The organism is Cupriavidus sp. 207A1 (assembly GCF_057798955.1).
Window position 1 is genome coordinate 169,068 of the sequence record NZ_JBYOJO010000001.1, and the last position, 20,906, is coordinate 189,973.

General features: G+C 63.5%; 20 protein-coding genes. 15 read left to right on the top strand and 5 right to left on the bottom strand.

The features are described from left to right. Positions 1-73 precede the first annotated feature (73 nt). Positions 74-991, top strand: coding sequence for a LysR family transcriptional regulator (locus tag AC3FMM_RS00805; protein WP_240071527.1), 918 nt, complete (start codon positions 74-76; stop codon positions 989-991). Between the two features lie 76 nt (positions 992-1,067). Here the strand turns inward: AC3FMM_RS00805 and AC3FMM_RS00810 are convergent, their stop codons facing one another. The 3 genes from AC3FMM_RS00810 to AC3FMM_RS00820 form a co-directional block, all read right to left on the bottom strand. Then, the gene (locus AC3FMM_RS00810; protein ID WP_116313383.1) at positions 1,068-2,033 is read right to left on the bottom strand and encodes a tripartite tricarboxylate transporter substrate binding protein; all 966 of its coding nucleotides are present in this window, start codon (positions 2,031-2,033) and stop codon (positions 1,068-1,070) included. 243 nt (positions 2,034-2,276) lie between these two features. Further along, positions 2,277-3,530 carry an MFS transporter gene (locus AC3FMM_RS00815; RefSeq protein WP_116313384.1) on the bottom strand — a complete coding sequence of 418 codons (1,254 nt, stop codon included), beginning with the start codon at positions 3,528-3,530 and terminating at the stop codon, positions 2,277-2,279. Between the two features lie 200 nt (positions 3,531-3,730). Beyond that, complete coding sequence (locus AC3FMM_RS00820) at positions 3,731-5,056, bottom strand: tetratricopeptide repeat protein (protein ID WP_488685971.1); 1,326 nt, start codon at positions 5,054-5,056, stop codon at positions 3,731-3,733. Positions 5,057-5,224: 168 nt separating this feature from the next. Here AC3FMM_RS00820 and AC3FMM_RS00825 point away from each other — a divergent pair, with 168 nt between their 5' ends. The 3 genes from AC3FMM_RS00825 to AC3FMM_RS00835 all read left to right on the top strand — a co-directional run bounded on the left by AC3FMM_RS00825 (position 5,225) and on the right by AC3FMM_RS00835 (position 8,236). Next, entirely contained in the window at positions 5,225-6,079 is an 855-nt protein-coding gene (locus AC3FMM_RS00825) for an AraC family transcriptional regulator (RefSeq protein ID WP_115699573.1), read from the top strand. Between the two features lie 23 nt (positions 6,080-6,102). After that, a complete protein-coding gene (locus AC3FMM_RS00830; protein WP_488686086.1) occupies positions 6,103-6,765 on the top strand; it encodes a GntR family transcriptional regulator in 663 nt (220 codons plus the stop codon). Between the two features lie 268 nt (positions 6,766-7,033). Beyond that, positions 7,034-8,236: a mandelate racemase/muconate lactonizing enzyme family protein gene (locus tag AC3FMM_RS00835; protein ID WP_116313388.1), complete on the top strand. Its 1,203-nt coding sequence runs from the start codon at positions 7,034-7,036 to the stop codon at positions 8,234-8,236. 37 nt (positions 8,237-8,273) lie between these two features. Here the strand turns inward: AC3FMM_RS00835 and gcvA are convergent, their stop codons facing one another. Further along, on the bottom strand, positions 8,274-9,194 hold the full coding sequence (gene gcvA, locus AC3FMM_RS00840) for a transcriptional regulator GcvA (protein WP_018006528.1): 921 nt from the start codon (positions 9,192-9,194) through the stop codon (positions 8,274-8,276). A 295-nt stretch (positions 9,195-9,489) separates the two neighbouring features. Between gcvA and AC3FMM_RS00845 the strand changes: the two genes are divergently transcribed. The 7 genes from AC3FMM_RS00845 (at position 9,490) to AC3FMM_RS00875 (ending at position 15,247) form a co-directional block, all read left to right on the top strand. Beyond that, complete coding sequence (locus AC3FMM_RS00845; protein ID WP_488685972.1) at positions 9,490-10,263, top strand: SDR family NAD(P)-dependent oxidoreductase; 774 nt, start codon at positions 9,490-9,492, stop codon at positions 10,261-10,263. A gap of 64 nt (positions 10,264-10,327) precedes the next feature. Beyond that, the gene (locus tag AC3FMM_RS00850) at positions 10,328-10,609 is read left to right on the top strand and encodes a hypothetical protein (protein WP_018006526.1); all 282 of its coding nucleotides are present in this window, start codon (positions 10,328-10,330) and stop codon (positions 10,607-10,609) included. A gap of 47 nt (positions 10,610-10,656) precedes the next feature. Next, positions 10,657-10,998: a carboxymuconolactone decarboxylase family protein gene (locus AC3FMM_RS00855; protein ID WP_018006525.1), complete on the top strand. Its 342-nt coding sequence runs from the start codon at positions 10,657-10,659 to the stop codon at positions 10,996-10,998. A gap of 72 nt (positions 10,999-11,070) precedes the next feature. Next, complete coding sequence (locus AC3FMM_RS00860; RefSeq protein ID WP_488685973.1) at positions 11,071-11,751, top strand: cupin domain-containing protein; 681 nt, start codon at positions 11,071-11,073, stop codon at positions 11,749-11,751. Then, positions 11,745-12,878 (top strand): flavin monoamine oxidase family protein, encoded by a 1,134-nt coding sequence (locus tag AC3FMM_RS00865; protein ID WP_488685974.1) that lies wholly within the window; start codon positions 11,745-11,747, stop codon positions 12,876-12,878. Before AC3FMM_RS00860 ends, AC3FMM_RS00865 begins: the two co-directional genes overlap by 7 nt. 55 nt (positions 12,879-12,933) lie before the next feature. Next, positions 12,934-13,962 carry an alcohol dehydrogenase gene (locus AC3FMM_RS00870; protein WP_488685975.1) on the top strand — a complete coding sequence of 343 codons (1,029 nt, stop codon included), beginning with the start codon at positions 12,934-12,936 and terminating at the stop codon, positions 13,960-13,962. A gap of 40 nt (positions 13,963-14,002) precedes the next feature. After that, a complete protein-coding gene (locus AC3FMM_RS00875) occupies positions 14,003-15,247 on the top strand; it encodes an MFS transporter (RefSeq protein WP_326347682.1) in 1,245 nt (414 codons plus the stop codon). A 124-nt stretch (positions 15,248-15,371) separates the two neighbouring features. On the opposite strand, the gene AC3FMM_RS00880 is transcribed toward AC3FMM_RS00875, so the two are convergent. After that, positions 15,372-16,259: a LysR family transcriptional regulator gene (locus AC3FMM_RS00880; RefSeq protein WP_488685976.1), complete on the bottom strand. Its 888-nt coding sequence runs from the start codon at positions 16,257-16,259 to the stop codon at positions 15,372-15,374. Between the two features lie 126 nt (positions 16,260-16,385). Between AC3FMM_RS00880 and AC3FMM_RS00885 the strand changes: the two genes are divergently transcribed. The 4 genes from AC3FMM_RS00885 (at position 16,386) to AC3FMM_RS00900 (ending at position 20,878) form a co-directional block, all read left to right on the top strand. Then, positions 16,386-17,633: a MalY/PatB family protein gene (locus AC3FMM_RS00885; protein WP_488685977.1), complete on the top strand. Its 1,248-nt coding sequence runs from the start codon at positions 16,386-16,388 to the stop codon at positions 17,631-17,633. A gap of 139 nt (positions 17,634-17,772) precedes the next feature. Next, the gene (locus AC3FMM_RS00890; protein WP_326347676.1) at positions 17,773-19,197 is read left to right on the top strand and encodes an amino acid permease; all 1,425 of its coding nucleotides are present in this window, start codon (positions 17,773-17,775) and stop codon (positions 19,195-19,197) included. Positions 19,198-19,204: 7 nt separating this feature from the next. Further along, positions 19,205-19,417 carry a DUF7706 family protein gene (locus tag AC3FMM_RS00895; protein WP_116313399.1) on the top strand — a complete coding sequence of 71 codons (213 nt, stop codon included), beginning with the start codon at positions 19,205-19,207 and terminating at the stop codon, positions 19,415-19,417. A gap of 189 nt (positions 19,418-19,606) precedes the next feature. Further along, positions 19,607-20,878: a Zn-dependent hydrolase gene (locus AC3FMM_RS00900; protein WP_473703257.1), complete on the top strand. Its 1,272-nt coding sequence runs from the start codon at positions 19,607-19,609 to the stop codon at positions 20,876-20,878. Positions 20,879-20,906 lie beyond the last annotated feature (28 nt).

Sequence of the window (20,906 nt, forward strand, 5' to 3'; positions counted from 1 at the left end):
ATGCCGGCAGGCAAAGTCTGTCTGCGCAGACGCCTTTGGACAAACGAGTTGTGGCAAGACGAGAGTTTGAGAAATGCAAAGACTGATGCATTGCAGCATCATGGATTTGAAGCTTGTGGTGGCGATCGCGGATGCGGGAAACATGACGAAGGGGGGCGCGGCCTGCTTCCTGGCGCCTTCGACGGCAAGCCTGCGCGTCAAGCACCTGGAGCAGGTGATTGGCACAAAGCTGTTCAAGCGGGAGGCGCGCGGGGTTTCGCCGACGAGAGCCGGCCAAATCATGGTGGACCACTGCAGGCGGTGCCTCGGCGAACTGGAGGAGATGCACGTTAGCCTTGTGCCGTTCTCCGAAGATGTCCATGCACAGGTCGCCATCTACGCCAACAGCAGCGCGATCGCCAGCTTTTTGCCCGGCGACCTGCAAGGCTTCCTGAAAGCCCATCCCAAGGCGCGCATAACGCTTGAAGAGCACGTTAGCCGGGACATCCTCGTCGCGGTGGTCGAAGGGCGTGCCGATATCGGTATCCTCACGCAGGCCGAGCCCCATCCCGACCTTGTGTACTTTCCCTATCGGGAGGATGAAATCGTGCTGTTGCTGGCAGCGTCCGAACCATGGGAAGAGCGCGAACCCGTGTCATTCCTGGAGTGTCTGCGCTTCCCGTTTGTCAGCCAGCAGAACGGCTCGGCCATTCACTCCTTCTTGCTCGCCAAGGCGTCGGAACTCGGAAAACGCGTCGATGTGCGCATCCAGGTGGCCGGCTTCGCGGCGGTGGCGTCCATGGTTCGCTCCGGCGCCGGGGTGGCCATCGTTCCGCGTTCCGCCTTGGCGACCGTCAATTGCGAGGGGCTTCGCGTGGTGGTACTCAGGGATTCCTGGGCGAAGAGAACGCTGAATCTCTGCGCGCGCAAGGACGTGCTGGGGCCAAGAAGCTACGTCAGCGCGTTGCTGAACCTGCTGCGGCAAGGCTATGGCCACGGCCAAGACGGATAACCGGTGGCGCGCACAGCGCGTTGAGCGTCAACGCGCCATGGCTTTATTTTTTGCGCGGCTCAGTTTCGCCTCTGCGTTATTGCATACTGAGTCCAAGGCGCTGGACCAGAGCCTTTTCCTTGGCCTGCTCCTGCAGCATGAACTTCCGGAAATCCTCCGATGTCTTGTAGTCCGGTTGCATCAGATAGTCGTCCATGATCTTTTGCACTTCGGGATCACCCATTGCAGCATGGAATGCATCCTGAAGCTTCTTGACGATCTTTGGATCCATGCCGCGGGGCCCGGCCAGACCAATCGGCGAGGTGATGACGAGGGGGTAGCCGAGTTCCTTCAGGGTTGGTGCGTCAGGAAACAGCTTGCTGCGCTTCTCGGTCCAGACGGCAAGCAGTCTTGCCTTGCCGCTTTTCACCAATGGGATCCACGTGCCGCCTTCCACCTGTAGCTGCGTGTGTCCGCCCAGCAGGGCGACGCTCGTTTCAGAGCCCGACTTGAACGGCACGTGCGCGAGGTTGATGCCGGCCATGGCGCTGATCTGTTCCATGCCAAGGTGCGGGGTGGAGCTCTGGCCAGAGGTGCCGTACGTAATGGTGCCGGGATGCTTCTTCGCCGCGCTGACGACGTCGGCCCAGCTCTTGTAGGGGGACTGCGCCGCCGCCGTGATGGCAAAGGTGTAACCCATCAGGCCAACGATGTACGTGAAGTCCTTCTCGGGGTCCCAGTTGCTTTTCTGGATAAGCGGCAGGCGGAACAAGGGTACCGATACCTGGGCAATGGTATAGCCGTCTGGCTTTGCCGTTTTCGACATGGTCACGGCGCCCAGTGTCCCGCCCACTCCGGGTTTGTTCTCGACCACGAAAGGTTGGCCAAGCCGCCTGGCCGCAGCGTTCGCCAGTGTGCGAAAGACCACGTCGGTGGATCCGCCCGCCGCCCAGGGAATGACAAGCGTAATCGGGCGATTCGGATAGTCGTCTGCCCAGGCCGCGGTGGTGACGGCAAACGATGAAAGGGCAATGATGCCGGCGAGCCTTGCGCTGTACTTCATGACTGTCTCCCCTGTCTTGAGATCGTATGGATTCATGCACCAGTGAGGCGCGCTATCGTGTCCGCAGGCAGGTCATACGGCCAGTCAGCGCGCTTGCATCCTTGGTGCGGCCGAGTCTAGGTTTCGCATGCCGGCAGCGTCAATTGACCCCTACCGAAGCTGACATTTCAGGTCCGGCGTTTCCTCCTATTGACAATCCGGTGACGTCGTCAGCGGTCTGTTTCGTCAGCTGGTCGCACTGCGTCAGCGCGCAGCGCGCGCCCGTAAGGACGTCAGCGCGAAGCCGGCCAGTCCCAGGATCGGGCCCGGAACAAGGAGCCAGGTGGCGTCCAGGCCGACGCGTTCGATCAGGGCCGTTGTTGCTGCGATGGACACGACGGTGATGGCGAAGCCGATGGAGTTCTGGATCGCGAGGGCGCTGCCCACTAGTTCCGGCGGGCACGCTTTCGATGCAAGCGCGGAAAACTGTGGGGAGTCGGCCACGACGGAGGCTCCCCACAGCAGTAGCAAACCGAACAGGGGGATAGGCGACAGGACCTGCCAGCCTAGGGCGAATGCTATGGCGCACAGCCCGGAAATGCTCAGCGCGGTCAATGCCACCCTGGCGCTACCGACGCGCTGCGAGAAGACGCCACCGATCAGAGAGCCAAGCCCGCCGATCCCGATCACAATGAAGGCCAGTCCCGAGACACCGATGTCCGGGAACAGCGTCGGCAATGATGTGCGCGCGACAAGAACGGGTACCACGGTCCAGAAGGCGTAGAGCTCCCACATATGTCCGAAGTATCCCAGTGTTGCGGCTCGGAATGCATCAATACGGAAGACCTGGAGCACCGAGCGCGGCGCAGCGTCGGCCTTCTGTGCGTGCTGCGCTTGCCGAGGCTTTATGACCGAGTGGGGACCATCCCCAAGCGCCGCGATCACACAGGCGCCGAGCAGGGCAAGTACCGAGGAAGCGGTAATGACAAGCTGCCATGGCAGACCAGCGCCCACCAAGCGCATGGCATGCGGTAGCGCGGTGCCGAGGGTCAGCATCGCGACCAGTTGAGCCAGTGCTTGACCGGTTCGGTGCGGTGCCCAGCCAACAATGAGTTTCATCCCCATTGGATAGATGCCTGCCAGGCAGACCCCCACGCAGAAGCGAAGCGCCGCACCGCTGGCGAAACCCATCGACAACCAGGCAAAGGCGAGATTGAAGAGCGCCCCCGCAATCGCGCTTCCGACGAAGATCGAACTCGCGCGGAAGCGGTCCGCGGCTCCGCTCAGGGATATGCCGAGCGTGCCGAGGATGAATCCAAGCTGTACGGCGCTGGTAAGCCAGCCGATGTCGGACTCCGATGCATGCCAGACGCGCATCAGGTCGGCTGCGGCACTGTTCGCGCTGAACCACAAGGCGGTGCCGAAAAGCTGCGCGATGGCGATCGCCGCGACGGGCCCAATGCCGTGAACCAATAGCCGTCGAAGCCCCGTGGCTTCCGTAGTTGCGATGGAGGTCATTTGGAGTGATTGGCCGGGCAGGCCGATGCCTGCCGAGCGGCGGGGGAGGGACGTTGTTCCGGGAACAGGCAGGCGCCGCCTTGGCCCTGGCTGGACGCGGCGATCCTTGCATGCGCGGGAGCGAAGCAGGCCGGAGCAACGGCGAGAATCGACGGCCCCCCTTTGCGCTGTCGCTCAGCGGAGTCGTCCGTTGTGCGGCGTCAGGCCGCGGCGAGACCTTCCAGCCAGCTTGCGTCGCGAGGCGAGGGGCGGCGATGCAGCCGCTTGCTGAGCAGCGCCCGCGCCTTGGCCGCGTTATCGCTGCGCATCCATGCAACCAGCAGGGTGTCTTCCACGACCTCCCGCTGCGCCGCGCTGCCACCGATACGCACAACTTCGTGCGCCATGGGTTCCAGGAGGCTGGCGCAACCCAGGTAGTCTTCTTCGGCGAATGCCAGCGCAGCGCGGCAGATGGTCGGCACCACGGGACCGGCGGGAAGCTTTGCCGCCTCGATGAGTGCGTTCAGCGCCTTGACGCGCGCCTCGAGCGCAGCCCTGTCGCCACTGGCTGCCGCCACCAGCGCCATGTGAACGTCCGCGAACGGGAAGCCGGGCTGCTGGAAGTACCGCGAAGCATAGGCCGATGCATCCTGCCAGAGTCCCGCCGGGACCGGATGCCCGTAAGCCTGGAAGCGCCACAAGAATGAAGCCGTATCGCTCACGACATTGATCGGAACGCCCAAGGTGTTAGAGGGCGCTACGTACTGGCCATAAATCCCGAGCGCCTGCTCTGTGTCGCCCCGCTCCAGCGCAACCAGCGCGGCGTGCCAGGCGATGTGGCTGTGCAGGATGCCGCTGCGGTCGTAGCCGGGCAACCAGTCCTCGATCAGCGCTTCCGCCTCGGTGCCAGCGCCGGCTTCATACATCACGTGTGTGAGCGCATGAACCGCGTTGACATTGTTCCGTCGCAACTGCAGCGCGCGCTCGGTGAAGGCGCGACCGCGCACGACATCCCCGTTCTCGCCATGCGCCCAGCCGCGATAGGTCAGGAACCACCAGTCATCCGCGTCGAAATGCGCAGCATGACGCTCGCACAGGTCCACCCGTGCCTGGTCGTGGTCTGCCATGCCGGAGAATGCAAGCAAGCCGAAGGCGCCCAGCGGCAGGGACAGGATCAGGATGTCGCGCGGCCAGCGGTCGGCGTGCTCGAGTGCGCCGGCCAGCGCCCTGGCCGACTGGCCGTGGATGGCCAGCCGCAGGACCTCGACATGGCTGCGCTCGCGCTCGGTGCCATGGCGCGCCACCAGTTCCTGGGCGACGGCAATCTTCCCTTTGGCGTCGGTCGCCTCGGCGCGGATAGCGTGCAGGCGTGCGCGCGCAGCGTAGGCGAGCGCGAAATCCGGATCGGCCGCGATGGCGGCATCGAGCGTCGCTGCCGCGTCCGGCCACAGGGACAGCAGCAGGTCGATGCCGGTCCGGTACCGGTCCGCGGCGACGTCAGAAGTCGTGGAGAGTTGCAGACCGTACCGGTCTTCGAAGCGCGCCATAAAACTATTCACTCCTGTGAGGTCAAGGCCTTGGGCAAGCGGCGGCATCCCGGTGCGTAGTGCAGGCCGGAGGATCGCCATGCCAACTATTAAAGCCGAAGCCGTGCTGGCCGTCTTTCGACTAACGGTCAATCTATATAGAATAACTGCCAAGGGGAGGGCAGGACCATGAGATGGGACATCATTGAGGCACCACACGGCATAGCGCCGCCGCGGCCAATGACCGTGCGGGCCCAGTCGATTCCGGCACGCCATGCCTTTCCGGATCACGCCCATGCATGGCACCAGGTGGTCTATGCGATATCGGGCGCCTTGACCGTCACCGTGCCCGGTGGCTCCTTCGTCATTTCTCCTGAGCAGGCCGCCTGGCTGCCCACCGGCCTCCGGCACCGCGTCGGCTCGTTGCTCGGCGCGGAGTTCCGGAGCCTCTGGATCAGTGATGGCGTGGGCGGCGAGTTGCCGTTTGCCCAGGCGACCGTGTTCCGGGTCTCGGCCCTGCTGAAGGCGCTGATCGTCGAGGCAGCCGAGATCGATGGCACCGAAGACGTCGACGGCTACACCGGACGCGTCACGCATCTGATCATTGACCAACTGCGCAGGGCCGAGGCGATTCCCGCCGCGCTGCCGTGGCCGCGCAGCGCGCCGTTGACGGCGCTGTGCGAGGCGCTGTACGCCGATCCCGCCGACGCCCGCGGGCCGGAAGAATGGGGCCTGGTGCTCGGAATGTCGGCGCGGACGCTTTCCAGGCGCTTTGTCGGCGAAACCGGCATATCGCTGCGTTCATGGCGCCGCCGCATGCGCCTGTTCCGGGCGATTGAACTGTTGTGCGGCGGGCTGAGCGTGACGCGCACGGCGATGGAGCTGGGCTACGGTTCCACCTCCGCGTTCGTCTACGCCTTCCGCCTCGACATGGGTTGCGGTCCGCAGGCATTCATGCGCGGACGCGGTGACGAGGGCGACCGCCCTGTCGTGCTCGCGCCTGCGGCGATATCATCTGGCGCGCGCCGGTCATTGCCGGTCTGAGTATTGGGGAGACAGCCGTGCCAATGCATCTGGAAGAGAACAGCCACGAACTTGAGATACAGGAGCGGATCAAGTCGCTGATCGTCCAGGGCGAATTCGAGATGGGCCAGAAGGTCAGCGAGGAACAGCTGGCCCAGCGCCTGGGCATCGGCAAGGCGCCAGTTCGCCGTGCCATTGCATCGCTCGCCGCGATCGGCATCATTCAGGTCAAGCCACGCATCGGCACCTTTATCTTCTCGCTGGACGAAGCGGAATTCGATCAGCTGAACCTGGTCAGGACGTTGCTCGAATGCGCCGCCATCAGGCTGGCGATGGCCGCGGATGCGCGCGGATATGCACAGGCCATGCGCCAGAACGTTGCCCGCGCGCAGGCGCTGGATTTCAAGGACAACTACCGGCGCGCCTACCGCGAGCTGGACCGGGAATTCCACAAGCTGTCCTTCGTCTATGCCGCCAACCCATACCTGACGGACGCCTACGAGACCCTGGACATCAAGATCTGGGCCATGAGGAGTGTGCTGACCTTCCCCGATTCCCACTTTCAATCCTCGCTCGCCGCGCACACGGCCATCGTCGCGTCGCTGGAAGCTGGCGACGTGCAAGGCGCCTGCGACAGGCTGCAGGAACATATCCGCAAGAGCTTCTCGGAGCGCGAACGCAATCTGCTGAGCCAGATCGATTCGTAGCCTTCGCAGCGCGCTGCGCCCTCAGCCCCTGCGCTCGTCAATCAGGGGAAACGTCAGGCCTGACATGTCAGGTCGCGTGCCGGTCAATTGACCATGCGCTCGCCCGATTTCTACACTCGCTCGCGACGAGTCGTGATCGGTGGCGAGTACGGATCCCTGCCCTTGCCACTACATCAGCGACTCGCTTTCCCCGGTCCGTAACGCGCAGGCCAGCGCTTCGGCGCACGCACAGAGCGTTGTTGGATAAGCGATCACTCGTGGAGTAGACATGAAGATTACGAAAGTGGAGATTTTCGATTGCGAAGTCAATCGGAAGGATGCATCGATGGCGAAGTTCAACCCGGTCCTGCTCCGGGTGCACACGGATGCCGGTATCAGTGGCATCGGTGAGGTGGGTCTTGCCTATGGCGCCGGCGCCAAGGCGGCCGTTGGCATCCTGCGGGATTTCGCCTCGTTCATTATCGGCAGGGATCCCATGAAGGTCGAAGCCATCTGGGAGCTGCTGTTCCGCACCACCTACTGGGGCGCCGGCGGCGGGCCCGTGATCTACGGCGGCATGAGTGCCATCGATATCGCGCTGTGGGACATCCGCGGGCAGGTAATGGGGCAGCCGATCTATCAGCTGTTAGGCGGCAAGACCAATGATGATCTGCGCACGTACGCCAGCCAGCTCCAGTTCGGCTGGGGCGATGTGTACTCGCAAAACGTCACGCCCGACCAGTACGCGGCCAGCGCCCGCGCTGCCATCGAGGAGGGCTACGATGCGGTCAAGGTGGATCCGCTCCAGATCGGACGGGATGGCGTGAAGACGGGCGTCACCAGGATCAACCAGAAGCACTATGGCCTGTTGAGCCATGCCGAGCTTGAGATGGGCGTCGAACGCATCGCAGCGATTCGCGAAGCGGTCGGTCCCGGTGTGGACATCATCTGCGAGATTCATTCGCTACTGGGAACAAACTCCGCGATCCAGTTTGCCAACGCGATCGAGCCGTACAACATCTTCTACTACGAAGAGCCGGTGAACCCGCTGAACGCGAAGAACTTCGAGAAGATCGCCAGCAAGACGTCGATTCCGCTGGCGACAGGCGAGCGCTCCTATACCCGTTGGGGCTATCGCGAACTGCTCGAGAAGCAGGCGCTGGCGGTCGTCCAGCCCGACCTGTGCCTGGCAGGGGGCATCACGGAAGGCAAGAAGATCTGCGACATGGCCAATGTCTATGACGCCACGGTCCAGATCCACATCTGCGGCGGGCCGGTGTCGACGGCTGCGGCCCTGCATGTCGAAGCCGTTGTCCCGAACTTCGTGATTCATGAACATCATACCTATGCCCTGAAGTCATGCGTGCGCGAACTGTGCGTGCACGACTATCAGCCGGAAGGCGGGCGTTTCAAGGTGCCTGACGCGCCGGGCCTGGGTCAGGCATTGAACGATGAAGTGGTGAAGGACTACCTGGCTTATTCGATCGAATAAGGTCGTCTCCGGCCGGCGCCGCCGCAACGGGATAGGGCTATTCGTTTGGTAAGGCCGCTTCACTCAGCAGCCAGTTCCGGAATGCCTGCAACCTCGGCAAGCCGGCGCTCTCCGGTCGATAAACGACGTAGTAGGCCAACTCGGAAGGGAATTTCAACTTTGGGAAAAGCCGCACCACACGCCCGGCCGCCAGATCGTCGCGGGCCATGACGCTGCGCGCCAGCGCCACGCCGCGTCCTTCGCTTGCTGCCTGCAACACGGCTGCGGAGTTGTTGATCTTCATGCCGCGCGAAGTCGCTACGCCGGAGACGCCCATTTTCTGAAACCACTGGCTCCATGTGGGGAAGCCCGCATGGCCATCCATGGAGAGATCGTGAATGAGGGTGACGCCATCCAAGTCAGCGGGGCGGCGCAGCGTCCGATGCTGACGCAGCAGCTCGGGCGAACAAACCGGGTACACCTCCTCCTCCATGAGCTTTTCCGCGGTCAGTCCGGGCCACGTGCCGGTACCGTAGCGCACGCCGATGTCCACCCGCTGCGCCACGAAGTCCACGGGTTTGAGGTTGGTCTCCAGGCGAATATCAGTGTCAGGACAGATCGCCTGGAATCGCTCAAAGCGTGGCAGCAGCCATTTGGCAGCGAAAGCCGGACTGACCGTGACGCTCAGTACTCCGCGGACGGAACCCTCCTGCAGCCGTTCCAGGCCCAGGGATAGCCGGTCAAATCCGGCGCGGATGTCCGGCAATGCGCGCAGTGCGGCATCGGTGGCAGAAAGCCGTGCCCGACCGCTGTTGCCCCGGACGAACAACGGGGAGCCAAGCCAATCCTCAAGGCCCCGAACCAACTGACCAACGGCGGCGGGCGTGACGTTGAGTTCCTCCGCTGCTGCGGAGAAGCTCTCGTGTCGGGCACTGGCTTCAAAGGCGCGCAGCGCATTCAGATGGACCGGTAGCTTCATCGCAGTAAAGGTTTTCTTTCAAGGAAAGAAATTTTATCTCATTTGCCAGAGGTTTCGGATTGACCAAAAATTGGCAAAGATTCGCGGCAATTCCCTGGATTCTGTCGCGGATCCCGGGAGCAGATGGCGCATCCCTGGGCGGATAGTTTTCCTTTCAGGTTGCATTGACCCTCGATAAGGGCCATTTCGCTTCTTCGGCGCAGGTCTGGCGCTCGGTTCGGACATCAAGTCGCACTAGCAGCCTCACCGTGCTCTTTTTTCAACCCGATTTGGCCTATCCGACAGGCAGAGAGATATGAGCAATCAGTTCAAGGGCAAAAAACTGCTGGTCGTCGGCGGCACCAGCGGAATGGGGCTGGAGACCGCTCGCATGGTGCTCGCCGAAGGCGGCAGCGTGGTGATCGTGGGCAATCGCCCCGAAAAGACCGAGGCGGCGCGCAGCGAGCTAGCCGGACTGGGCCAGGTCTGGGCACTGACGGTGAACCTCGCCAGCGATGAGGGCCTCCGCGCACTGCTTGAAACCGTCGACGGGCAGCATGCCGACATCGACCTGCTGGTGAACGCCGCCGGTGTGTTCTTTCCAAAGCCATTCCTGGAACATTCGGAGGCTGACTACGACCAGTACATGAAGATCAACAAGGCGTTCTTCTTCATTACCCAACGCGTCGCAGGCAACCTGGTCGCGCAAGGCAAAACCGGCGCCATCGTCAACATCGGCTCGATGTGGGCCAGGCAGGCGATTGCAGCCACGCCATCTTCGGCGTATTCGATGGCCAAAGCCGGCCTGCATTCGCTGACGCAGCATGTGGCGATGGAGCTGGCCTCCAAAAACATCCGCGTCAACGCGGTGTCGCCTGCGGTGGTCGAAACGCCGATCTACGAGGGCTTCATTCCCAAGGCTGAAGTACATGGCGCCCTGCAAGGCTTCAACAGCTTCCATCCCATCGGCCGCGTTGGCAAACCGCGGGACGTTGCCGAAGCGGTCGTTTTCCTGCTCTCCGACAAGGCGCGCTGGGTGACGGGCGCCATCTGGGATGTGGATGGCGGCGTGATGGCTGGCCGCAACTGATGCGTGGGGCGAGCGCTTGCCGTTTGCCTCCTTGTTTTCCCAACCACCTGCTCGGAGAGCACGTATGGTCTATCTGCAAATTACCCTCATGATCGCCAGCGCCAACCGCGCGGCCGCGGCTGGCGTCTACCAAAGGTACAAGGCGCCGTTCCTCAGTACCGTTGCCGGCGCGAAGTCGAAGGAACTGCTGGTGCGTGAGGAAGACGTGCAAGTGCTGCATGGCTTCGACAGCAGGGAGAACGCCGCTGCCTATCTGCGAAGCGAGCTGTTCACGGCAGATGTGGTGGCCGGTCTCGAGCCATTGCTGGGTGCCGCGCCCGACGTGCGGATCTACGAGGTCGCGTGATCTCGCCGCAACCGCCCGCCCACTCATTGACAGCAGGAGCTCAAGACATGATGCAGGACTGGAATGCCTACCGGAATGAATTGAAGACGCGCGTCGGCGATTTCGCGTCGTTGAACCCAGAGGTAATGGCAGGGCTCGCGAAGTTGAATGAATTCGTGGCCAGGCCCGGACATCTGGAACCCAAGATGCACGAGCTGATTGCCCTGGCTGTCGCCGTTACCACGCGCTGCGACGGCTGCATTTCCGTGCACACGCAGAAGGCAGCGGAGTATGGTGCCACGCGCGAAGAAATTGCCGAGGCGCTCGGGGTTGCCATTGCCCTCAACGCCGGTGCCGCTCTCGTCTATTCGGCACGCGTGCTCGATACCCACGCACATCTGCCCAGGTAAAGGGTATGGGGTACATCGGGCCGCCGCGGAACGTTGCGGTCCTGTATCCCGCTTGTCTTTAAAGAAGTCTCGATGCTAGTTAATGCGGATCTTTCACTGCGCGCGCTCGTGACGCCACATCAGTACCAGTGGACAGCTTCGCCCCAAGCGGGGGTTGAGCGCGTGATGCTGGATCGAATGGGGGGAGAACAAGCGCGCGCCACCAGCGTTGTGCGATATGCGCCGGACTCCTGCTTTCCCCACCACCCCCATCCGGGAGGCGAGGAAATTCTCGTGCTGTCGGGCACCTTCTCAGAAGGCCACAAGCACTATCCGGCCGGCTGGTATTTGCGCAGCCCGCCGGGCTCAAGCCACCAGCCCTCCAGCGCCGAGGGCGCGGTGATCTTCGTGAAGCTCTGGCAGATGCAGCCGAGCGAATCGCGCCCGGTTCGCATCGACACGCGGGATGTGTCGCGCTGGACGGTCAGGAATGGTCGTCAATGCTGCCCGCTGTTCGCCGACGACATCGAGCATGTCCGCCTTGAGCGCATGCCGGCGGGCGCGATCGCGTTCAACGGTCCGGTGGACGGTGCCGAGTTGCTGGTAGTGGAGGGCAGCTTGCGCGAGCGTGCGCAAGCATACGAGCGGGGCAGCTGGCTGCGGCTGCCGCCGGGGACGTATCCGGATCTTGTCGCAGGCAGCTCCGGAGCCTGCGTGTACCTCAAGACCGGGCATCTCGCGAACCCTGTCAGTCTGGCGGCTGCGTCATGCTGACCGAGCGCATTGCCATCATTGGCGGCGGCCTGAGCGGCCTGTACGCGGCCTACTTGCTGGAGCAACGTGGCATCCGGGATTATGTACTGCTGGAAGCTCGCGACGCCTTCGGCGGGCGGATCGCTTCTGTATCGCCAACGGCCCGTACCGACGAACAGCGGCCCAGTGAACAGTATGACCTTGGCGCGACCTGGTTCTGGCCCGCGTTGCAACCCGATCTTCAGGCGCTGGTGCACGAACTGGGCCTGCAGACCTTCGCTCAGCACGAAGAGGGAGACATGCTGCTGGAGCGTTCCCCGACGCACGCCCCCGCGCGCGTCGATGGCTATCGCTCTACGCCGGCCTCGCGGCGGCTGGAGGGCGGCATGGGCGCGCTCATCGATGCCCTGCATCAGCGGCTGACGGCAAGCCGGCTCAAGAGCCATTGCCATGTGAAGCGGGTGCGCTCCCTGGATGACTGTGTCGAGGTGCAGGCTGACGGCCCGCGGGGCCGAGAACGCATGCATCGCGTGGCCCACGTTCTGTTGGCGGTGCCGCCTCGTCTTGCGGCCAGCATGATTGTGTTCGAGCCAGCGTTGCCTGACGCATTGGCCCTGCCATGGAAGCATTGCGCGACCTGGATGGCGCCACACGCAAAGTATCTGGCGGTCTTCGATCGACCCTTCTGGCGCGAGCAGGGGTTATCCGGCGCGGCGCGCAGCGCGGTCGGCCCGATGACGGAGATTCACGACGCCTCGGCCCTGGCTTGCCATGGTGCCTTGTTCGGCTTCCTGGGTATCCACGCCCCTGTGCGCCGCGAGATTCCGGAGGAGGCATTGCGGGCGCTCTGCCGTGCTCAGCTGGTTCGTTTGTTCGGGCGCAGCGCTTCATCACCCCGGGTCGAATATCTGAAAGACTGGGCGCGCGATCCTTACACGGCAGTGGCAGCCGACCAGAATGTGGGCTTCCACCAGATGTTGCGATTGCCTTCCAGCGCGGCGTCCGGCGTTTGGCGCGACCGGCTCACCGGTATTGCCAGCGAATGGTCGCCGGAGTTTTCCGGGTATGTCGCGGGCGCATTGGACGCTGCCCGGCGGGCAGTGGCCGCGTTGACATCCGGCAATACCGCACATTCCCTTTGGCATTGACCCACGCCAGCCCTTGCGCGCAACACGGGCCCGGCAGAGACATTGGAGTGTCGAGATGAAGACTACCTATCGGGCCATGCAGATCAGCAGGCCAGGCGTACTGGAGCTTGTGGAGCGGGCCGTGCCACAGCCTGGCGTCGCAGAGGTGCTGATCCGGGTGGAAGCCTGCGGCATCTGCGGAGCGGATGCGGCCGACATCGAGAGAACTGGCCCTGCTACGCACCCGCCGCGTGTGCCCGGTCACGAGGTGGTTGGCCGAATCCTGGCGATGGGCCCAGGCACGCCATCGATCTGGACGACAGGCCAGCGTGTGGGCGTGGGCCGGCTGGGTGGTCACTGTGGCGAATGCGTGCAATGCCGGCAGGGGCGGTTCCAGCTTTGCCTGAACCAACCTGTGGTGGGTGCCACCGTCGACGGTGGCTACGCCGAGATGATGCTGGCGCGCAGCACCGGCCTCGTCGCCATTCCAGATGCGCTTGGCGCAGAAGAGGCCGCGCCTATCCTGTGCGCAGGTATCGCTACATTCAACGCCTTGAAGAAGTGCGGCGCGCAAGCCGGCGATACGGTGGCGATCCTCGGCATCGGCGGCTTGGGGCACATGGCGCTGCAATATGCACGAAACATGGGTTTCCGGGTCGTGGCGATCGGGCGAGGCAACGAAAAGGCCGGCGACGCGCTGGCGCTGGGCGCACATGTCTATATCGATAACCGCCGGGAAGATGCCGCTGCGCGGCTCAAGGCCATGGGCGGCGCGCAGGCCATGGTGACCATGATCGATCATGCCGAGGCAATTTCGGCGCTGCTCCCCGGCCTGGCACCCGAGGGGCGGCTGGTTGTCCTCAACCCCGCCAGAAGCCCACTACACATCCCCCCAGGTCTGCTCGTCGGCGGACAACGCAGCATCCTCGGGTCGCTCACGGGTACGTCTTACGACAACGAAAAAACGTTGAACTTCAGTATGCTAGCGAATGTGCGGCCTCGGATAGAGACCATGCCGCTTGAGCAAGCAGCTCAGGCCTACGCGAAGATGAAATCCGGTAGCGCGAAATACCGCATGGTGCTGACGATGGATAATCCGCGTTGAACGCGCTACCCCTCTGTGCAAGGGGCGGCCAAATACTAATATGACAAAGTACAATACCCAACCAGCCCTCGACGCATCCGATCTTCTCCCCGACCGCGTCCAGAGCGGCAACATCTGGCGCTTGTCCATCGCCCAGGCACTGGCTGGCGCCAACTCGGTGGTGGTCTATGCCACCGGCGCCATCGTCGGCGACATGCTGGCGCCGATCCCCATGCTGGCTACGTTGCCCATTTCCATCTTTGTGGTGGGCATGGCGGCGTGCATTTTGCCCATCGGTGCGGTCTCCCGCAGATATGGCCGGCGCGCTGCCTTTCTGGTGGGCACAGGGGCCGGTGTATTGACCGGCGTGCTGGCCATGCTTGCTGTCATCCTGGGCTGGTTCTGGCTGTTCTGCCTGGCGACCTTCTTTGGCGGCAGCTACGCCGCCGTGGTGCTGTCGTTTCGTTTTGCGGCCGCCGATGGGGTTGCACCCGCCCGGCGCGCACGGGCACTATCGCTCGTCATGGCAGGTGGCGTGGCCGCGGGCGTGGTGGGGCCGCAATTGGTGACCTGGACCATGGATCTGTGGCCAGGGCATACGTTTGCCACTACCTTCCTGGTGCAGGCACTCGTGGCAGCGCTCTCGGCGCTCGTCCTGCTCGGGGTAAAGCTACCTCGACCCAGCGTTGCGGAAATGACCAGCGGCCGGCCGCTCACCGAAATCGCACGGCAGCCGCGTTTCATTGCCGCGGCGATCTGTGGCGCGGTGTCCTATATGTTGATGAACTTCCTGATGACTGCCGCACCGCTGGCAATGCATATCTGCGGGCATCCGCAGGCCTCCGCCAACCTGGGGATGCAATGGCATGTCATCGCGATGTACGCGCCGAGTTTCTTCACGGGTTCTCTGATTGCGCGATTCGGAGCAAGCCGCGTGGCGATCGTCGGTCTGGCGCTCACCGGGCTGTCTGCCGCCGTCGGACTCGGCGGCGTCGACGTGGCACACTTCTGGGCCACGCTGATCCTGCTCGGCCTTGGGTGGAATTTCGGATTCCTCGGCGCATCGGCGCTGGTGCTGGAGTGCCACCGCCCCGAGGAGAAGACGCGCGTGCAGTCCCTCAACGACTTCATCGTCTTTGGCCTGATGGCGATCGGCTCTTTTTCCTCCGGCGGCCTGTTGTCCGCCTATGGCTGGAACACAGTGCTGTGGGTCTCGTTCGTTCCGCTGGCGCTGGCCTTGGTGGCGCTCGCCGTGGCGATAAGAAGGAACAAGGCCCTTGCCGCCGAGCACCAAAGCATGGCGTGAGATTGCATAGACCGGGCAGCTTGCTGCCCGGTCAATGCTCACAAGCCCTGTCTCCCTTCGGCGATCTGGCCAAGCTGAACATCGGAAAGCAGATGGTGCAGGGTGATTCCGACCCCTCCACCGCCTAGCGTCCCGATTGCCGCGCCATCGCGACAAATCCCGCAACGTAGGAGATGCCTTCGTCGCCGCGCCGAATGCCCAGATGGATGTGCTTGCGGATACCGTGCTTCCCCAGGCGCAGGGTCCGCAATGGCATGCCCGCACCTTCCTCTTCCACCAGCCAGTCGGGCAATACGGAAACGCCGCGACCGGCGGCAACGAGCTGCAGCATCAGGTCTGTCACCTCAGCGGTGCGGTGGCGTCGCGGCTGGCAATGCGCCGGGACCAGGAAGCGGGTGTAAATGTCGAGACGCTCGATGCTGACCGGGACCGTGATCAACGTTTCATCCACCAGATCCTGTGGCCTGATGTAGGGCTGCGACGCCAGCGAATGGGTTTCGTGAACGACAAGCACCAGTTCGTAGTCGATCACCGGCGTGAAAACCAGCTCCGGCAGCTTGACCGGGTCAGGCGTGATCAGCAGGTCGATCTCGTGCCCTAGCAAGGCAGCGACGCCGTCGAACCGGAAGGAGGTTCGGACATCGAAGTCCACGTCCGGCCACGCGGCCAGGTAATGCGGCGTCAGCCGCGCCAGCCATTTCTGGCACGGGTGGCATTCCATGCCGACGCGCAACGCACCGCGGCGTCCCTCGGCAAAGTCCGCAAGGATGCGCTCGGCATGATCCAACTGGGGCAGCAGGCGTTCCGCCAGCGCGAGCAGGAATTCCCCTGCCTGCGTAAAGCGCAGGCCGCGGCCGTTCTTGGTCCAGATCCGGATGCCGTGGTGGTCTTCCAGTTTCTTGACCATGTGCGAGAGCGCCGATTGCGTGACGTTGAGCTTTTCGGCGGCGGCGGTGACGCTTCCGGTACGGCTGACCGCGACCAGTGCCGCAAGATGTTGGCGATCGAGCACCCATGACTCCCGTTCATTGGTTCATGAAAAGATACCATTTTTTTTCATATAACGGCGTTGCTATGCTGGCCTCCATCGTAGCCACCTGGCGCCGGCGGGCGCCTCCCTGAAGCGAGAAAGGAAATCATGAAGGTCAGTGCAACGGCAGTGCAAGGCGAGACGTCGGCTGGGGCCGCCGGCCATGCGGGCAGCATCTTCGACGAGGTGATCGACCGCACGAATTCGCACTCGATGAAATGGGCCATCCGCGAAAAACTCCTCGCGCCGGACGAGGCTGCCGCCAAGCCGCTGCCGATGTGGGTCGCCGACATGGATTTCCGCTCGCCGCAAGCCGTCATCGATGCGCTGCACGACGCGGTGGCGCACGGCGTCTTCGGCTATCCCGGCGGCGCGACCGACAGCTATGTCGATGCCGTCGTCGCGTGGCAGGGCAGGCGCTTCGGCTGGGAGGTGGCAAAGGAATGGGTGGTGCAGACCTCCGGGATCATCACCACGCTGAAGACCGCCATCCAGGCGTTCTCAGCACCGGGCGATTCGGTGCTGATTCAGCCGCCGGTCTATGCGCACTTCCATAACGACGTGCTGATGAACGGCCGCCATCTCGCCTTCGCGCCGCTGGGGCGCACCGATGCCGGCTACCGCTTCGACCCGGCGGTCTTTGAAGCGGCGATTCGCGACGATACCAGGCTCTTCATCCTTAGCAATCCGCACAACCCCACCGGCAACGTCTGGTCCGAGGACGAATTGAGGACCATGGGCGAGATCTGCCTGCGACGCGGCGTGCTGGTGATTTCGGACGAGATCCACCAGGACCTGATCATCAATCCGGAGAAAAGGCACATCCCCTTTGCCTCGCTCGGCGAAGATTTTGCCCAGCACAGCATCACATGCACGGCGCCCAGCAAGACCTTCAACTTGCCGGGCTTGCAAAGCGCGAACGTGTTCGTGCCGAACCGGCGCCTGCGCGACGCACTGCGCCGCCAGTACGACCGCAATATGTTCCCGCTGGTCAATACGCTGGGCATGGTTGCCGCAGAGGCGGCCTATGCTCACGGCGAAGCATGGCTCGAACAGATGCTGGCGTACCTGCGCGCCAATCACGACCATTTCCGCGAGTCGGTGCATCGCGCGACGTCACGCATCCAGGTGCTGCCGGCCGACTCGCTCTACCTGGCATGGATGGACTGCCGCGGCCTCGGCATGGACGCGCCGTCGCTGGACAAGTTCATGCTGACCCGGGCCCGCCTGTGGCTCGACAAGGGCCAGAAGTTCGGCATCGAGGGCCACGGCTACATGCGCGTCAACCTCGGATGCCCGCGTGCGACCGTGGATAAAGCCATCGGCAGATTGACTGCCGCCGTCGCCGGACTCTGATCCGGCTCAGCGAACGCAAGACGAAACCAACCGACAGTCGATGGAAAAGGAGCCATCGGCTGCGGACGGCGCTCGCCCGTCGCAACAGCCACCCACAACGACAAGCATCACAAAGAGATGTACCAAAGGAGACAATGTAATGCGCAGGAAAACAGACGCTCAGTCCTATGAGCAGGAAGAGCTCAAACGAGATCTGAAAAGCCGCCATATCCAGATGATCGCCATTGGCGGAGCGATCGGTACCGGCCTGTTCTACGGGTCATCGTGGGCCATCAAGACCGCGGGTCCGGCGATCATCCTGACGTACCTGGTCGCCGCCGTGGCGATCTACTTCGTCATGCGGGCGCTGGGCGAGATGGCGGTCGAGGAGCCGGTCTCCGGGTCCTACATTTCCTATTCGAACCGCTATATCCACCGGTTTGCCGGCTTCCTGAACGGCTGGAACGCATTCATCTTCCTGCTGGCAACCAGCGCGGCCGAGCTGAACGCGCTGGGCAACTACGTGCATTTCTGGTTCCCGGCCATGCCGATCTGGGTGACCGCGCTGATAGCCGTGTCGGTGATGTTCTGCGTCAATATGATCGGCGTGAAGTTCTACGGCGAGGCCGAATTCTGGTTCGCGCTGATCAAGGTGACCGCGATCGTTGCCATGATCGTGTTCGGCGTCGGCATGATCTTCTTCGGCCTGGGCAACAATGGCGAGCCCATCGGCCATCACAACCTGGTGGACCATGGCGGCTTCTTCGCCAAGGGCATCGGCGGCATGGTGCTGTCGATCGTCATGGTGGCGTTCTCGTTTGGCGGCATCGAGAACCTCGGCCTGGCTGCAGGCGAAGCCAAGGATGTCAAGACCACCATGCCCAAGGCCGTCAGCGCGACCTTCTGGCGTCTGCTGATCTTCTACGTTGGTGCCATTGCAGTGCTGCTGATGATCTTCCCGTGGACCTCGCTGACCGCGAAGGGCAGCCCGTTTGTCGACGTCTTCACCAGGATCGGCGTGCCCGCGGCGGCCGGGGTCATGAACCTGGTGGTCATCACCGCGGTACTGTCTGCCGTGAACGCCAGCGTGTTCACCAACAGCCGCACCTTCTACAATCTGGCCTTGCAGAAGAACGCACCGGCTTTCCTGGGCACGGTCAACCGCCGCAATGTGCCGTCGCGCGCCATCATGCTGGTGTTCGCCACGATGTTCGCGGGCGTCTTGCTGAACTACCTGATGCCGGAAAAGGCGTTCGAACTGTTTTCGTCGATCACGGTGTTCGCGCTGGTGTGTGCCTGGACCTCGATCGTGGTCAGCCACCTGCGCTTCCGGAAGCTCAGGATCCAGACCGGGCAAGCGGACAGCCTGTCCTACAAGATGCCGTTCTTCCCGTATGGCAACTACATTGCCCTGGCGTTCATTGCCGCGGTGCTGGTCTGCATCGCGATCCTGCCGGATATGCGGATGTCGCTGATCGTCTCCGCATCGTGGGTCGCCATCGTCTTCGTCGCCTACAAGTTCTACACCAGGGAAGGGCGGCCGGGCCTGGCCGAGATGCCCAATGTGGGACCGGGGATGCAATAGGACGGTGATGGCATCAACTTTCCAACTGGCGCTCGACGAGCGGCGCGCAGCCGCTCTGTCGAGGTTGCTCTGCCATGTGACCTGGTCGGATCTAAGCGCGTATGCCAGCGATGTCGAGGAAGCCTTGCTGATGCGCGACGCGCTCGACACCATCGGCCGGGCGCTGGTGCTGGGAGAAGCTGGCCGCACCGTGCAGCGCGGTAGTTCGCGCAGACGCTAATGTGCTGCGCATTGCACTACGCTACGCCGCACCCACGCCGCCGCGGAGATTGCACCGTTGTTGCGTTTGCGTGCCGGGGATAGGGCGCGTGTTTCATCCCGCCGCCTCTACCATTGACGTTATCACCCCCGTTGCGACGTCCAGGTCTTCCGCACCAGCGTCCCGGGGGCCGACCGACATGGAGAGTGAATGGAACACACCCCCTCCCGGCGAAACCCGCTATCGCTGGACGGCGCACGGCTGCTGGCCCAGATCCGTGCGCTTGGCGAAATCGGTGCCGACCCCGAAGGCGGCGGCCGCACCCGGATTGCGCTGACCGACGCCGAGAAAGCGGGCCGCGACCAGGTTGTCCAATGGATGCGCGAGCTGGATCTTGAAGTTCGCATCGACCGCATCGGCAACGTCTTCGGCATCCTGCGCTCGGCGGCCGATGATGGCAGCCAGGCGCCGCTGATGACCGGCTCGCATATCGATACCGTCACCAATGCCGGTGCGCTCGATGGCTGCTACGGGGTGCTGGCCGGGCTCGCGGTGGCGCGCGCTTTCCGCCAGGCCGGCGTCACGCCGAACCGTTCCATCATGATCGGTGCCTTCACCAACGAGGAGGGCATCCGCTACCAGCCCGACATGATGGGCTCGCTGGTGTATGCGGGCGGACTGCCGGTGCGGCAGGCGCTCGACACGGTCGGCACCGACGGCACGCGGCTTGGCGACGAACTGGCGCGCATCGGTTATGCCGGCGACATGGAACCCGGCGCCGTGGTGCCGCACGAGTACATCGAACTCCATATCGAACAAGGCCCGGTGCTGGAGGCCGAGGGTACGCAGATCGGCGTGGTCGAGAACTTGCAGGGGATTTCGTGGCAGCAGGTGACGGTACAGGGCAACGCCAACCACGCCGGCACCACGCCTACCCGCCTGCGGCACGATGCCGGCTGGGCGGCTGCCGCGGTAGTGGCGTTCCTGCGTGAACTGGCGAACGCGTCGGATGGCACCACGCTGGCGACAGTGGGTTGCCTGCGCGTGGAGCCCGGCGTGATCAACGTGATTCCGCGCAAGGCGGTGTTTACGGTCGATCTGCGCGATCCCGATGAAATCCGGCTGAAACGTGCCGAAGCACGGCTGGCGGAATTCCTGGCACAAGCCGCCGAAGCCGAGGGTGTCACGATCCGCACCGAGCCGCTCGCGCGCTTCGAGCCGGTGAGCTTCGATGCCGGCATCATTGCCGCCATCGAAGCCTCGGCGGCGCGCTTTGGCTACACGCATCGGCGCATGACCTCCGGTGCCGGCCACGACGCCCAGATGATCGCGCGCATCGCCCCCGCGGCAATGATCTTCGTGCCGAGCCGCGGCGGCATCAGCCACAACCCGCGCGAGCACACCGACGACGACCAGCTGGTAATGGGCGCGCAAGTGCTGCTTGATGTCATCCTCGCCCGCCTTGGGCATACCTCTGAGTGAATCCCTTCTCCAATGACCGCAGATACCC